Below are 13744 nucleotides of genomic sequence, written 5' to 3'. Positions count from 1 at the left end.
TCCTCGGCGCCGGCGCCACCGCCGCCTCCGCCCTCGCCGCGCTGGCCGAGCTGGGCTGCACCGTGCCCGTCGTGCTCGCCCGCTCGCTGGGCCGGACCGGCGCCCTCGCGCGCGCCGCGCACCGCATGGGCGTCGAGCCGGTGTTCCGGTCGCTCGACGGCGCGCTCGACGCGACGGCCGGAGCCGACCTGGTCGTCTCGACGCTGCCCCCGCGCGCGGCCGACGACCTGGCGGCCGGGCTCGCCGCCGGCGCCGCGCACGCCCCCCGGCCGGGCGCCGTGCTGCTCGACGTCGCCTACGACCCGCGGCCCACCGCGCTGCACACCGCGTGGCTCGGTTCCGGCGGCGTCGCCGTGCCGGGGGAGCGGATGCTGCTGCACCAGGCCGCCGAGCAGGTGCGGCTCATGACCGGGCGGCCCGGCCCGCTCGCGGCGATGGACGCGGCGCTGGAGGCGAACCTCCGCGGCCACTCGCCGCGCTAAGCTGGCGGGCGGCCGGCTAGGACTTCCCGCGCCACCTCCACGCGCGCAAGGTTGCCTCGGTGATAGTTATCGAGTCGCTCATAGTTCTGCTCGACCGCACGTCGTTCGGCGCGATACAGCGCACCGATGTACGACGCGACGAGACCTACCTCCGCCTTGCAGCTCACGTCCGTCAACGCTTGTCGCTTCTCATCTGGTGTGGGTTCACTCGTGTACACGGGGCGTGGGGGTTCTTCCAGGTCGTACCCGGCCCGAGCCATGCAGGAACGCCAGTCGCGCAAGCCGGTCGCAACCTGCGGGTCGCGGCGCGCTGAGTCCGCTGCTGCAGCGTAGAGATCGGCATTGAGACTACGGGACTCGGGCTCAGCGGCATTCGATGGGTTGAGTGAATCGCGGGCCTGCTGGGCGCAGCCGCCCTCCCCCAGGAGCGCGGCATCACGTGCCGCGACGTCTTGATCCGATTCCGCCTCTGTCGTTGTCTCTACCGAGGAAGCTGCGTCCTCGACGATGTCGGTCGTTTGGTAGCCGAAGGCGGCGGCTCGGTCGGAGTCGACGACGCCGAGGAAGTCGAACCAGTGGTAGGGCGAGGCCGTCATCTCAACGACAGGGGGCAGGACATCAAACCCCGCCGCCTGCATGCACGTCGCTACCAGGGTGGAGGAGGCGTCGGCGAGCACGCGCGTCTCGGCAGGCGTGAGTTCGAACGCATCGAGGGGAGCCTGTCCGAACTCCTCGAGCAGCTCGGAGTCGGTCCGAATCGGGTCTGTGTGCGGTGACGAAGCGGCGCTGTCGGCTCTCTGGTACCCCGCCCAGGCGCCCAGTGCGACTCCGATGGCGCCGATGGTGGCGATCAGGCCGAGGCGGCTGCGTACCGTGCGCGTCTTGGGCACCTTTGAACCTCCTGGACAGGGTGCGGGGTGCGTGTCACACACCCCGCACCGTGGACGTCAGTTGAAGAACATGAGGCCGCTGTACCCGGAGACACCGGTGGAGAGGTTGTCGTGCAGCAGCCACTTGTCCGACGTGCCGGACTTGCCGTTGACCGAGTAGCTGTAGGTGCCGCCGACCTTCACGGGGTTGTTGTAAACCTGGACGACCTGGCCGGGGTATCCGCGCCCGAGGACCGTCGACGAGGTGCTAGTGGAGTTTCGGATCGCGACGCCGGAAGCCGCGTACGTCATCGACGACGCGGGGATGGCGAGCCCGACCGCTGCGACGAGCGACACGGTGAGAGCGCCGAGAGCGCGGTGACGGAGCTTCATGAGACTTCCCCTTGCCTGGTTGTGCTTGCGGACAGGTCGACGCTAGGACGGTCATGCGGTCCGTGACTGGGAGTCCGGATGTGAGGTAATGCACCGTTGGAGTGGCCACAGAGCGCCCACTTCATGGGTGAGCCTGGGAGGTTGGCGAGCCCAGCGGCGGCGGCGGGAGCACGCAGTTTCCGGCGACCGCTCATTCCACGCGGGTTGGATGCCGATGGGCCCTACGGGGCCGGTGCACCTGCCTGCCCCGGACGAAAGGGCAACGGGGTGAAGCAGCTCGGCGAGATCCTGCTGGACGAGGGCCTGGTCAGCGAGGCGCAGCTGATGGCGGCGCTGGACGAGCAGATGGCCCGGGGGCAGTCCCTCGGCCGGACGCTGGTCGAGATCGGGGTCCTGACCGAGGGACAGCTGGTCGCCGCGCTGGCCCGTCAGGTCGGCATGGCGTTCGTCGACCTCGACGAGTACCAGGTGGACCGGGCCGCGGTCTCGATGGTGCCCGCCGCGCTGTGCCGGCGGTACACCGTGCTGCCCGTCGGGTTCCAGGACGGGGCGCTCGTGCTCGCCACCGCCGACCCCGGCAACGTGGTCGCCGTCGACGACGTCCGCACCGTCTCGGGCATGGCGGTCCTGCCGATCGTCGCGACCTACGAGAACCTCAGCCGCGCGATCGAGCGGTTCTGCCGCGCCGACGGCGAGATGGAGGACCTGTCCTCCGCGTTCGAGGAGGAGCACCAGTCCCAGCAGGCCGAGGTCGACCTGTCGAACATCGGCAACGCCGTCGAGGACGACGCCCCGATCGTCCGGTACGTCAACCTGCTCGTGACCCAGGCCATCTCCGACCGGGCCTCCGACATCCACATCGAGCCCACCGAGCACGACCTGCGCGTCCGGTACCGGATCGACGGCGTGCTGCACGAGATGCAGCGCTCGCCGAAGCAGATCCAGGGCGGCGTCATCTCGCGCGTCAAGATCATGTCGGACATCGACATCGCCGAGCGGCGCAAGCCGCAGGACGGCCGCATGTCCGTCACCCACAACGGCCGCAAGATCGACCTCCGCGTCGCCACGCTGCCGACCGTGTGGGGCGAGAAGATCGTCATGCGGATCCTGGACAACTCCACCGCGTCGCTGGACCTGCGCGATCTGGCGTTCCTCGAGCAGAACTACGAGTCGTACCGCGAGGCCTACACCAAGCCGTACGGCATGATCCTGGTCACCGGGCCCACCGGCTCCGGCAAGTCGACGACCCTCTACGCGACGCTGAACGCGGTCTCCAAGCCGGAGATCAACGTCATCACCGTCGAGGACCCCGTCGAGTACCGGCTCGCCGGCATCAACCAGGTGCAGGTCAACCCCAAGGCCGGCCTCACCTTCGCCGGCGCGCTGCGCTCGATCCTGCGGTCCGACCCGGACGTCGTCCTCCTCGGTGAGATCCGCGACCACGAGACCGCGCAGATCGCCATCGAGGCGGCGCTCACCGGCCACCTCGTGCTCTCCACCCTGCACACCAACGACGCCCCGTCCGCCGTCACCCGGCTCACCGAGATGGGCATCGAGCCGTTCCTCGTCGGCTCGGCGCTCGACGCCGTCGTCGCCCAGCGGCTCGCCCGGCGGCTGTGCGGCAAGTGCTGCGAGTCCTACACCCCCACCGAGACGGAGCTCATCGGCGCCCGGTTCCCCTGGGTGCCGGGGGAGCCGCTGCCCGAGCTGTTCCGCCCGGTCGGCTGCGTCGCCTGCTCGCGCACCGGGTACCGCGGGCGCGTCGCGCTGCACGAGGTGATGCGGGTGACCGAGGACATCGAGCGCCTCGCCGTCGCGCGCGCGTCGGCCGCCGAGATCGGCGCCACCGCGCGGGCGCAGGGGATGATCACGCTCCGCGACGACGGGTGGCAGAAGGTCGTGCTGGGGCAGACGTCGGTGGAGGAGATCCTGCGGGTCGTCGCGTGACCGGGTGGTCCGCGGCCCGATGCCTCAAGAACGGCGGTGCGGCGGCCGATGAGAGCACTCGACACGGAGCCGCAGGTCGGCGGCCCGGAGTGCGAGGGGTGGAGCGGTGAGCGAGTACGACACGCCTGAGCCGTGGCAGCAGACGCAGGCGCTGCCGCCGTACGTGCCGGGCAGCGCCGGCGCGCCGGCCGCCCCGGCACCCGTGCCGACGATGGCGCCCCCCGCCGCGGCCCCGGCGGCCCCCGCGCCGCGCGGCTACGGGATCCCGTCTCCTGCCGCGCCCCCCGCCCCGAGCGGCGCCTACCCCGCGGCGCCGCCGACGGGGTCACCGGTTCCGGGGATCCCGTCGCCCACCGCCCCGATGCCTCCCACCACCCCCGCCGGGCAGGCACCGGTCGCCTCCCCGGCGCGCCCCTCCGCGGCGCCGGGCACCAGGGCGGCGCTCCGCTCCGGCGGCGCGCGCGCGGGCATGGGCGAGCAGTTCCGCGAGGGCGACCTCGACCTGGAGGGCGCCCTGCACGCGATGGTGGCGGCCGGGGCGTCCGACCTGCACCTCACGTCGGGCGCCGCCCCGACGATCCGGCTGTCCGGCTCGCTGGTCCCGCTCCAGGGCTACGACGTCCTGCAGCCCGAGGCGCTGCGCCGCACGCTGTACTCCGTCCTCACCCAGAAGCAGCGGGAGAAGTTCGAGGCGAACCTCGAGCTGGACCTGTCCTACGCGGTCCGCGGCCTCGCCCGGTTCCGCCTGAACCTGTACCAGCAGCGCGAGTCCATCGGTGCGGCCTTCCGCGTGATCCCCTACGAGATCAAGCCGCTGGAGCAGCTCGGCGTCCCGCCGATCGTCGCGACGTTCGCGGGCCTGCCGCGCGGCCTGGTCCTTGTCACCGGCCCGACCGGCTCCGGCAAGTCGACCACGCTCGCGTCCGTCATCGACCTCGCCAACCGCACCCGCGCGGACCACATCATGACGGTCGAGGACCCGATCGAGTTCCTGCACCGGCACAAGAAGGCTCTGGTCAACCAGCGCGAGGTGGGGGAGGACACCCACTCGTTCGCGAACGCGCTCAAGCACGTCCTGCGCCAGGACCCCGACATCATCCTGGTCGGCGAGATGCGCGACCTGGAGACCATCTCCGTGGCACTGACCGCGGCGGAGACCGGTCACCTCGTCTTCGCCACCTTGCACACGCAGGACGCGGCGCAGACCATCGACCGCATCATCGACGTCTTCCCCTCGGGTCAGCAGGCGCAGGTGCGCACGCAGCTCGCCGGCGCGATCCAGGGCGTCGTCAGCCAGACGCTGTGCAAGCGCGCGAGCGGGGTCGGCCGGTCGGTCGCCACCGAGGTCCTGGTCGCGACCCCCGCCATCCGGAACCTCATCCGGGAGGGCAAGACCCACCAGATCTACTCGGCCATGCAGGCCGGCGCCCAGCAGGGCATGCACACCATGGACCAGCACCTCGCCGAGCTCGTGAAGTCGGGCGCGATCACCTACGAGGTCGGTCTCGAGAAGTGCCACCACATCGAGGACTACAACCGGCTGACCGGCCGGTTCTCCGGTCAGTCGCAGGGCGCGGCCGGCCTCGGTCCGGACTCGTACGGGATGCAGGGACACTGATGGCCACCACCACCGCACCGAGCGCGTCGGGGACGCGCACCTACGAGTACGCCGTGCGCGACCGGGAGGGGAAGGTCGTCAAGGGCCGCGTCGACGCGGCCAACGAGGCGGCGGTCGCCAGCCGGCTCCGCGAGATGGGCATGGCGGCCCTGTCGATCTCCGAGGTCAAGAACACGGGCCTCCAGCGTGAGATCTCCTTCCCGGGGTTCGGCGACCGCATCACGCTCAAGGACCTGGCCGTCGCGGCACGTCAGCTCGCGACGATGATCAACTCGGGTCTGTCGCTGATCCGCGCGCTCGCCATCCTCGCCGACCAGACCGAGTCGAAGGCGCTCGCCAAGGTCGTGGCGCAGGTGCGCAACGACGTGGAGACCGGCGTCGCGTTCTCCGTCGCGCTCAGCAGGCACCCCGAGGTGTTCCCGCCGCTCATGATCAACATGGTGCGTGCCGGTGAGATCGGCGGGTTCCTCGACGAGGTGCTGGTCTCGATCGCGGAGAACTTCGAGTCCGAGGTCAAACTCCGCGGCAAGGTGCAGAGCGCGATGACGTACCCGGTCGTCGTGTTCATCATCGCGATCCTCGCCGTCGTCGGCATGCTGCTGTTCATCGTGCCGATCTTCGAGAACATGTTCGCCTCGCTGGGCGGCGAGCTGCCGGCCCCGACCCAATTCCTGGTGCTGCTCTCCGGGCTGCTCAAGTGGGCCATCGGCCCGCTGGTCCTCGCAGTGATCGTGTTCGCCGTCTGGTGGGGCAAGCACAAGAACGACCGGGCGGTCCGGGAGAAGCTCGACCCGCTCAAGCTGAAGCTGCCGGTGTTCGGCAAGCTGTTCCAGAAGATCGCGGTCGCGCGGTTCACCCGGAACTTCGGCGCGATGATCCACGCGGGCGTGCCGATCCTCCAGGCCCTGGAGATCGTCGGCGAGACGAGCGGCAACATCGTCATCGAGCGGGCGACGAAGGCCGTGCAGGAGTCGGTGCGGACCGGGCAGTCGCTCGCCGGCCCGCTGGCCGACCACCCGGTCTTCCCGCCCATGGTCACGCAGATGATGGCCGTCGGCGAGGACACGGGCGCCCTGGACACCATGTTGGGCAAGGTCGCGGACTTCTACGACCAGGAGGTCGAGTCGACCACGGAGCAGCTGACGAGCCTCATCGAGCCGCTGATGATCGTGGTCCTCGGCGGCCTCATCGGCGGCATGATCGTCGCCCTCTACATGCCGATCTTCTCGATCTACGAGCTGGTGCAGTAGTCGTTCGGCGGAGCCACAGCCGCAGGTCACCCTCGCGCGGATGACCTGCGGCTTCGTTCACCCCGACGGGTGATGAAAGCGCTCGTCGAATGTCCGGTTCTCCCGTTTCGCCTGCGTCGAACGGGTGATTGTCGGATCACCCCGGAACCGACCTCAAGTCCTGGGTGCTGCCACCCGAAGTCATCTGTGGCGGGGGACCTCCGGGCCCTTTCCGAACTTGACTCACTGGATTCGAAACTGAAACGGGAGATGAGCATGATCGCTCGCATCCACAAGGCCATGGCGAAGAAGGACCAGGGCTTCACCCTGATCGAGCTCCTCGTCGTCGTCATCATCATCGGCATCCTCGCGGCGATCGCGATCCCGGTGTTCCTGAACCAGCGTCGCAGCGCGGTCGACGCCGGCATCAAGTCCGACCTGCGCACTATCGCGAACGAGGCCGAGACCGCGTTCGTGAACTTCCAGGACTACCCGGGCAACGCGACCTCGGCGGCGGGTTCCATCACCCTGACCGTCGGCACGAACGCGCCCACGACGGTGCAGCTGAGCAACGACAACAACGAGATCACGTTCACCAACAACGGTGACGGCACCTACGAGATCGTGGGCACCAACGGCACGGACGGTACCGGGAACGACTACACCTACGTCAGCGACGAGGGCGGCCTCCAGGACTGACGTCCGGCCCCGCTGACGCAACGAAGAGCAGGTGGGTCCGAGCCGCGCTCGGGCCCACCTGCTCGCGCAAGCCATCTCCCCCCGCCCCGCGAGACCCAGGAGACGCACCATGGCCCGGCGCCGCCCGATCGGCCCGCTCGACGACGGGGGCTTCACCCTCGTCGAGGTGATCGTCGCCCTCGCCCTGCTGACCGTCACGGCGACGGCGGCGCTGTACTTCTTCGTCGGCGGCACCCGCGCCGTCAGCCATCAGCAGCAGTCGCAGAACGCGGTGGTCGTCGCGAATGAGGCGATGGAGCGCGCGTACGGCGTCGGGGCGAAGCGGAGCGGCGACACCAGCGGCCTGCTGCTCGGCCGGACGAAGGACGACGTCGAGGCCGCCTGGGCCTCCGTCGCGAGCGCCGGCCTCGAGGGCTATGCCGACACGTACTCCGCCTGGGACTCCGCGGCGACCGCGATCGCAGGCCCTGCGGACGACGCCGTCCCCCTCGTGTCCACCTCCGAGCTGAACCACCTGGACTACGAGGCTCTCACCCTGATCGGCCCGTGCTACCGCTCGAAGACCGCCGCTGCGGCGGGGTGCACGAAGGTCGGACCCACGGCACCCGACGCGGCGCCGTCCGGCTACACGGAGCTGATGCGCGTGATGGTCCGGGTGACGTGGCAGAGCCAGTCGTGCCCCGACAGCGGCTGCTCCTACCAGGTCACGTCCCTGATCGACCCGAACTCCGACCTCACCTGGAACAACACCACCCGCCCGATCGCGGTGGACGACGACGCCGTCGTCAACGTCGGCGAGCAGGTGGTGGTCGACGTGCTGAAGAACGACATCCTCGGTGTGGTCGTGACCAACCCGGTCCAGCTCGTGGGCACGCCGAGCGCCGGGAGCGCGTCGGTCCGGTCCGACGGCCAGATCCTCTACACGGCCCCGACCAACGCGTCCGGGATCAAGACCGTGACGTACAAGCTGAAGGACCAGTCGGGCCGGGAGTCGAACGTCGCGACCGTGCGTGTCCGGGTGATGCCTCGGGCCGTCGACGACAGCGCGGCGACCATCCAGAGTGCCAACATCACGATCCCGGTCACGGCCAACGACCTCGGCACGCCGGGAGCGGTCACCATCACGTCGCCGCCGGCGGCGGGCTGGAACGCCACCGTGTCCGGGACGTCCATCGTGTTCAAGCCTCAGAACAAGACCGGCACCGCCACGTTCCGGTACACGTACACGGACGTCGATGGGCTCGCGGCCGTCAACGAGGCGACCGTGACGGTCACGGTGACCGCGTGGGCGCCGCCCAAGGTCGCCGACCTCACCGTCCGCGTTCCGGCGACGGTCAACGGGTCGAAGACCGACCTCAACATGATGGGGCTGACCGGCAACCCGAGCGGGTACGTCTACGAGGTCGTCTCGGTCACGATGAACCAGGGCAAGCTCTACGTCGACGGGCGCCCCTACAACGCCGCGGACAACCGGATCGGCGCGGCGCTGACCTACGAGCAGCAGGGCAACGTGCTCGGCGTGTGGACGTTCCAGTACCGGGTCCTGACGCCCGACCGGTCTGTCGCCTCCCCGGTCAAGACGGTCACGATCAGGCTCATGCCCGTCGCACAGCCCGACAGCTTCTCGGCCGCGCGGAGCAAGACCGTCGAGCTCTACATCGGGGAGAACGACGCGCCGATGAACTACGGCGGGACGGTCGCGCTGACGCCCTCGTTCACCAACCTGACGTGCGGCACGATCCCGACCCAGCAGCCCAGCATCCAGAACGGCCGGATCAACTTCACGACACCGAGCAAGGCGCAGACGTGCACGTTCCAGTACACGCTGCGGGGCACGGGGCAGTACGCGGACATCGTCTCCGACCCGGTGACCGTCACGGTGAAGGTGACCGGCTGATGAGGGGCCTCCGGGAAGGGATCCGCCGGGACCGCGGCGACGAGGGCATGACGCTCGTCGAGCTCATCGTCGCGATCGGCATCTTCACGCTGGTGCTGGTCGTCTTCATGGGCGGCGTCGTGATGATGACACGCGGCACCGTGCGCGCCGACGTCACCGCGTCCTCGGGGGACTCGGTCCGGCTGGCCTTCCAGCGGATGGAGCGCCAGGTCCGGTACGCCGAGTCGGTGAACTACCCCGGTGCCGGTGCGAGCGGGCGGCGGTACGTCGAGTTCCGCACGGGGGCGGCCGTGTCGAGCACCGGGTACGCGATGTGCACGCAGTGGCGGTGGGACCCGAGTTCGGGTGACCTGCAGAGCCGCACGTGGCGGGACGTGGCGACGCCCTCGGTGCCGGCCTGGACCACGCTCATCACCGACGTCGAGACCGACGACAGCTACACGACCGGGCGCTACCCGTTCGAGGTGCTCGCCGCGAACACGTCGAAGAACCAGCCGCGGCAGCGGCTCGTGCTGCGCCTCACGGTGGGCGACGAGTCGGCGGACGCCCGCGTGTCGAGCGAGTCGACGTTCGTCGCACGCAACAGCACGACCGGGTCGGTGAGCAACGCCGACGCGGACAACGACGGTCAGTCGGACACGCAGGTGTGCGTGGCCGCGGTGGGAAGGCCCTGACGATGCGGAGCAACGTGGTGCGTGGGCGGCGGCGTCGCGGCGTGCTGGAGGCGCTGGGCCGGGACAGCGGCGTCGCGATGATGAGCTCGATCCTGCTCGTGCTGATCATGGCGTCGCTCAGCATGGTCGTGCTGGCGCTCGTCATGGCCCAGACGCGCCCCACGGAGTTCGCGCGCAAGAACACGCGCACGATCTTCGCGGCCGAGGCCGGCGTGGAGGCTGCGCTCTCCCAGATCCGGTCGGCGGGCGGCACGCCGGACTTCACGGGCACCATCTACGGCGACCTCACCCAGCTGCCGTGCTCGCTCCAGGGGACGGTCGCGGACGCCGCGGGGGAGCTCACATACCAGGTGCAGGTCCGCTACTTCAAGGACGACCCCGCGGGCCAGTCGGAGACCTGGCTGACCGCGAACAAGATGGCGTGCAAGCCGGCCACCCAGCCGATCTACGCCTACATCACCGCGAAGGGCTTCGCGGAGACGACACCGAGGCTGTCGGCCACGGACGCGGACCGCTCGCTGTCGACGGTCTACCAGTTCAACACCACGAACACGAACATCGCCGGCGGCCGCATCTACACCTTCGGCGACGGGTACTGCCTGCGCGCGGACGGGCTGTCCGCGGGCTCGACGATCACGTACATCCCGAAGTCGGAGTGCGGGGCCGACGACGATCACGAGCTCTGGCTCTACGACGTCGACTACAAGCTCAAGCTCGCGGTGTCGACGATCCCGGGCGGGACGGCGCTGTGCATCACGGGGCCGGTGACCGCCGGCGGCACCGGCGAGAAGGTGAAGCTCCAGCCGTGCCAGACCGACGCCTCGCGGTGGAACCAGCTCTGGAGCTGGGACACCGGCGCGAGGTGGCAGGGGCAGAAGCAGGACCTCTCGAACTACTCGGGCTCCTGCCTCTACGCCGGCACGACCAGCAACTCGGCCGTGGGCAACGCCAAGCTGCACGTCGGGTCGTGCGCCAGCGACCAACCGTGGGGCTCGTTCAACCCCGATCCCGCCGTGGGCGCGGGTGCGGCCAGCGCGGACACCATCCAGATCGTGAACTACCTCGAGTTCGGGCGCTGCTTCGACGTGACCGACCAGCAGGTCGGCAAGGAGTTCATGATCGTGTACCCCTGCAAGCAGGACCCGAGCGGTGGGTCCCGGCTGAACTGGAACCACAAGTGGTACTACTCCGAGCCGGCCACCGGGTCCTCCGTGGTGGAGAACCAGCAGATCTACGTCAAGGAGAACAACGCCGACGCGGGCAAGAAGTGCCTGCAGTCGCCCGGGGCCTCGGGTACATACGTGACGCTCGTCAACTGCAGCGCGTCGGCCCCGAACCAGCAGTGGGACCGCTACAAGGACACGGGCAACGCCGCGACCTCGTACACGTTCGTCGACTACCTCGGCCGGTGCGTCGGGCTGAGCGAGGACAAGTACAAGGAGGCCTGGTCGAAGATCGTGGTGACCTCCTGCTCGGGTGAGGCGGACCAGAAGTGGAATGCCCCGGCCCAGCGCTCCGACGCCTCGATCGGTGACTACGTCGAGGGTGCCCGCGGATGACCGGCAGCGCCGCGTGACCGCGCTCCTCGTCGGGTTCAGCACCGTGCTCGGCTTGCTGATCGGCTCATTCCTCAACGTGGTCGTCTGGCGGGTCCCCCGGGGGGAGTCCGTGGTGCACCCGCCGTCCGCCTGCCCGCGGTGCGGCCACCGCATCCGGTCGCGCGACAACGTGCCGGTGCTCTCCTGGCTGCTGCTCCGGGGCCGGTGCCGTGACTGCGGGGCACCGATCTCGCCGCGTTACCCGCTGGTCGAGGCCGGCACGGGCGTGCTGTTCGGGCTGACGGCGTCTTTCACCGGGCTCGCCTGGACGCTGCCGGCGCTCCTGTACCTGGCGGCGATCGCGGTGGCACTGACGCTCATCGACCTGGACGTGCACCGGCTGCCGGACGTGATCGTGCTCCCCTCGTACGGGGTCGCCGCCGCGCTGCTGCTCCTGGCGGACCTGGCGCCCGACGGCGCGCTCGACACGGCGGCGGTCGTCCGGGCGCTGGTGGGCGGGGCGGCGATGTTCGCCTTCTACTTCCTGCTCCTCGTCGTCCGACCAGGGGGCATGGGCTTCGGCGACGTGAAGCTGGCGGGCGTGGTCGGGCTCTACCTCGGCTGGTTCGGCTGGGGAGCGCTGGCGGTGGGCGCGTTCGGCGCCTTCCTCATCGGCGGTCTGTTCTCGGTGGGGCTGCTCCTGACCGGACGCGCCGGGCGGAAGTCCGGGGTGCCGTTCGGGCCGTGGATGTTCGCCGGCGCCATTCTCGGGATCGTCGCGGGGGAGCCGCTCTGGTCGGCGTACCTGTCCGTTTTCTGACGATTTCTGGAATACACCCCGGGCGACCTCTCAAGGCGCGCGCGACCGCGCCCGATAAGAACGACGACAAACGACAGCGAAGGGACGTGCGGTGGCCTCCTCACGTGTGGTCGGGCTGGACATCGGGACGAGCGCCGTGCGCGCCACCGAGGTGGCCTTCGGCAGCGGCGGACCCGCTGCCGGCAACGGGACGCTCCAGCGTTTCGGTCAGGTCGATCTGCCGCCCGGGGCGGTGCGCGACGGGGAGGTCGTCGAGCAGGCGATCGTGTCGCACGCGATCAAGCAGCTCTGGCAGCAGGCGGGCTTCTCCTCCAAGGACGTGGTCCTCGGTGTGGGCAACCAGCGGGTCATCGTGCGCGAGATGGAATTGCCCTGGATGCCGCTGGCGCAGCTCAAGGCGTCGCTGCCGTACCAGGTGCAGGAGCTGCTGCCGGTCGCCGGCGGTGATGCCCTGCTCGACTTCTTCCCGACGGGCGAGCACACCGGAGAGCGGGGCCGCACGGTGCGGGGCATGCTCGTGGCGGCACAGCGGGACACGGTCGCGGCGAACGTCCTTGCCGTCGAGGGCGCGGGTCTGCGGCCCACGATGGTCGACCTGAACGCTTTCGCGCTGGTCCGGGCACTGTCGCGCGGCGCTGCCGGTGCCGGCACCGTGGCGTTCGTCGACATCGGCGCACGGGTCACCAACGTCGTGGTCGCCGTCCGGGGTGTCCCCGCCCTGGTCCGCGTGATCCCCCAGGGCGGCGGCCACATCACCGACGCCGTCGCGACCGCCCTGGGCGTCACCGCGCACGAGGCCGAGGGGATCAAGCGGGAGCTCGGGATCGCGTACGGGGCGGGCGTGGGCCAGGAGGCTGCGGCCGAGGCGATCGGCGCCACCACCCGCCAGCTCGTCGAGTCGATCCGCAACACGTTCGTGTACTACGCCGGCAACCACCCGGGCGCCGGTATCGAGGGCGTCCTCCTGACGGGTGGCGGCGCGCACCTGCCAGGGCTCGGTCAGTTCCTGTCGAGCTCGAGCCGCATCCCGGTCGCGCTCGGCGACGCCCTCCAGGGACTTCGCCTGGCGAAGACCCTCGACCGTTCCCGCCTGACCGGCGCCGAGTCCCTCGTCGCCATGCCGGTCGGCCTCGCACACGGAGTCGCCGCATGACCGCCACCGCGGAGCGCCCGGCCAAGAGCCCGGCCAAGAAGAGCAAGTCGCCCGGGCAGGCAGCCGCGTTCCAGCCCGCCGCGCCGCAGGTCAACCTGCTCCCGCCGGAGGTGAGGGCCGCCCGCTCGCTCTCGGTCGTCAAGCGGTGGCTCGCCATCGGACTCGTCGTCGTGCTGGCGGTCGTCGCCCTCGGCTACGGCGCCGCGGTTCTCGCCCGGTCGGCAGCCGAGACCGAGCTCGCGGCGGCCGAGGACACGCAGATGACCCTGCGGTCCGAGGAGGCGAAGTACGCCGAGGTCGACGACCGCCAGCACGACGACGAGTCCGATGGCGAGCCACCGCTTGACGACCGAGAGCGAGCGGGCGGCCCTCACCTCCGGCGGGAGCAGGTTGACCTGCGGCGCGGCGGGCTGGAACGCGGCTGC

Annotated in this window: 11 protein-coding genes and 2 pseudogenes; 11 read left to right on the top strand and 2 right to left on the bottom strand. The window is 70.2% G+C overall.

Annotated features, from left to right (window positions below; all coding sequences use genetic code 11):
• A pseudogene (locus FA014_RS20010) lies at positions 1 to 482 on the top strand (shikimate dehydrogenase); the annotation flags it as partial.
• On the opposite strand, the gene FA014_RS12535 reads toward FA014_RS20010, so the two are convergent.
• Complete coding sequence (locus FA014_RS12535) at positions 479 to 1372, bottom strand: hypothetical protein (protein WP_154730009.1); 894 nt, start codon at positions 1370 to 1372, stop codon at positions 479 to 481. The pseudogene FA014_RS20010 and the gene FA014_RS12535 overlap by 4 nt on opposite strands.
• Before the next feature lie 57 nt (positions 1373 to 1429).
• The gene (locus FA014_RS12530) at positions 1430 to 1744 is read right to left on the bottom strand and encodes a hypothetical protein (protein WP_154730008.1); all 315 of its coding nucleotides are present in this window, start codon (positions 1742 to 1744) and stop codon (positions 1430 to 1432) included.
• A gap of 267 nt (positions 1745 to 2011) precedes the next feature.
• Between FA014_RS12530 and FA014_RS12525 the strand changes: the two genes are divergently transcribed.
• The 10 genes and pseudogenes from FA014_RS12525 to FA014_RS12480 form a co-directional block, all read left to right on the top strand.
• Positions 2012 to 3691: a GspE/PulE family protein gene (locus tag FA014_RS12525; protein WP_154730007.1), complete on the top strand. Its 1680-nt coding sequence runs from the start codon at positions 2012 to 2014 to the stop codon at positions 3689 to 3691.
• Between the two features lie 361 nt (positions 3692 to 4052).
• Entirely contained in the window at positions 4053 to 5309 is a 1257-nt protein-coding gene (locus tag FA014_RS12520) for a type IV pilus twitching motility protein PilT (RefSeq protein WP_195969274.1), read from the top strand.
• The gene (locus FA014_RS12515; RefSeq protein WP_154730006.1) at positions 5309 to 6559 is read left to right on the top strand and encodes a type II secretion system F family protein; all 1251 of its coding nucleotides are present in this window, start codon (positions 5309 to 5311) and stop codon (positions 6557 to 6559) included. Before FA014_RS12520 ends, FA014_RS12515 begins: the two co-directional genes overlap by 1 nt.
• A gap of 255 nt (positions 6560 to 6814) precedes the next feature.
• Positions 6815 to 7237, top strand: a complete 423-nt coding sequence (locus tag FA014_RS12510; RefSeq protein ID WP_154730005.1) for a type IV pilin protein — start codon at positions 6815 to 6817, stop codon at positions 7235 to 7237.
• Between the two features lie 109 nt (positions 7238 to 7346).
• Positions 7347 to 9134 carry an Ig-like domain-containing protein gene (locus FA014_RS12505; RefSeq protein ID WP_154730004.1) on the top strand — a complete coding sequence of 596 codons (1788 nt, stop codon included), beginning with the start codon at positions 7347 to 7349 and terminating at the stop codon, positions 9132 to 9134.
• Positions 9134 to 9808 carry a PulJ/GspJ family protein gene (locus FA014_RS12500; RefSeq protein WP_154730003.1) on the top strand — a complete coding sequence of 225 codons (675 nt, stop codon included), beginning with the start codon at positions 9134 to 9136 and terminating at the stop codon, positions 9806 to 9808. Before FA014_RS12505 ends, FA014_RS12500 begins: the two co-directional genes overlap by 1 nt.
• A gap of 2 nt (positions 9809 to 9810) precedes the next feature.
• Positions 9811 to 11367, top strand: coding sequence for a ricin-type beta-trefoil lectin domain protein (locus FA014_RS12495; protein WP_154730002.1), 1557 nt, complete (start codon positions 9811 to 9813; stop codon positions 11365 to 11367).
• Between the two features lie 13 nt (positions 11368 to 11380).
• Positions 11381 to 12166: a prepilin peptidase gene (locus FA014_RS12490; RefSeq protein ID WP_230323117.1), complete on the top strand. Its 786-nt coding sequence runs from the start codon at positions 11381 to 11383 to the stop codon at positions 12164 to 12166.
• A 91-nt stretch (positions 12167 to 12257) separates the two neighbouring features.
• Positions 12258 to 13319 (top strand): type IV pilus assembly protein PilM, encoded by a 1062-nt coding sequence (gene pilM, locus FA014_RS12485; RefSeq protein ID WP_154730000.1) that lies wholly within the window; start codon positions 12258 to 12260, stop codon positions 13317 to 13319.
• Positions 13316 to 13744: pseudogene (locus FA014_RS12480) on the top strand (hypothetical protein); the annotation flags it as partial. The gene pilM and the pseudogene FA014_RS12480, both read left to right, overlap by 4 nt.

Origin of the sequence: Cellulomonas hominis, from assembly GCF_005239125.1 — a bacterium.
Lineage (GTDB): Bacteria > Actinomycetota > Actinomycetes > Actinomycetales > Cellulomonadaceae > Cellulomonas > Cellulomonas hominis_A.
Note: the sequence above shows the minus strand (reverse complement) of the source record. Positions and strands in the feature narration are given on the sequence as shown.

Excerpts from the sequence above, each read along its gene's own strand:
- FA014_RS12505 (WP_154730004.1), top strand. The coding sequence starts at position 7,347 with ATGGCCCGGCGCCGCCCGATCGGCCCGCTCGACGACGGGGGCTTCACC.
- FA014_RS12510 (WP_154730005.1), top strand. The coding sequence starts at position 6,815 with ATGATCGCTCGCATCCACAAGGCCATGGCGAAGAAGGACCAGGGCTTC.
- FA014_RS12530 (WP_154730008.1), bottom strand. The coding sequence starts at position 1,744 with ATGAAGCTCCGTCACCGCGCTCTCGGCGCTCTCACCGTGTCGCTCGTC.
- FA014_RS12520 (WP_195969274.1), top strand. The coding sequence starts at position 4,053 with ATGCCTCCCACCACCCCCGCCGGGCAGGCACCGGTCGCCTCCCCGGCG.
- FA014_RS12495 (WP_154730002.1), top strand. The coding sequence starts at position 9,811 with ATGCGGAGCAACGTGGTGCGTGGGCGGCGGCGTCGCGGCGTGCTGGAG.
- FA014_RS12515 (WP_154730006.1), top strand. The coding sequence starts at position 5,309 with ATGGCCACCACCACCGCACCGAGCGCGTCGGGGACGCGCACCTACGAG.
- FA014_RS12500 (WP_154730003.1), top strand. The coding sequence starts at position 9,134 with ATGAGGGGCCTCCGGGAAGGGATCCGCCGGGACCGCGGCGACGAGGGC.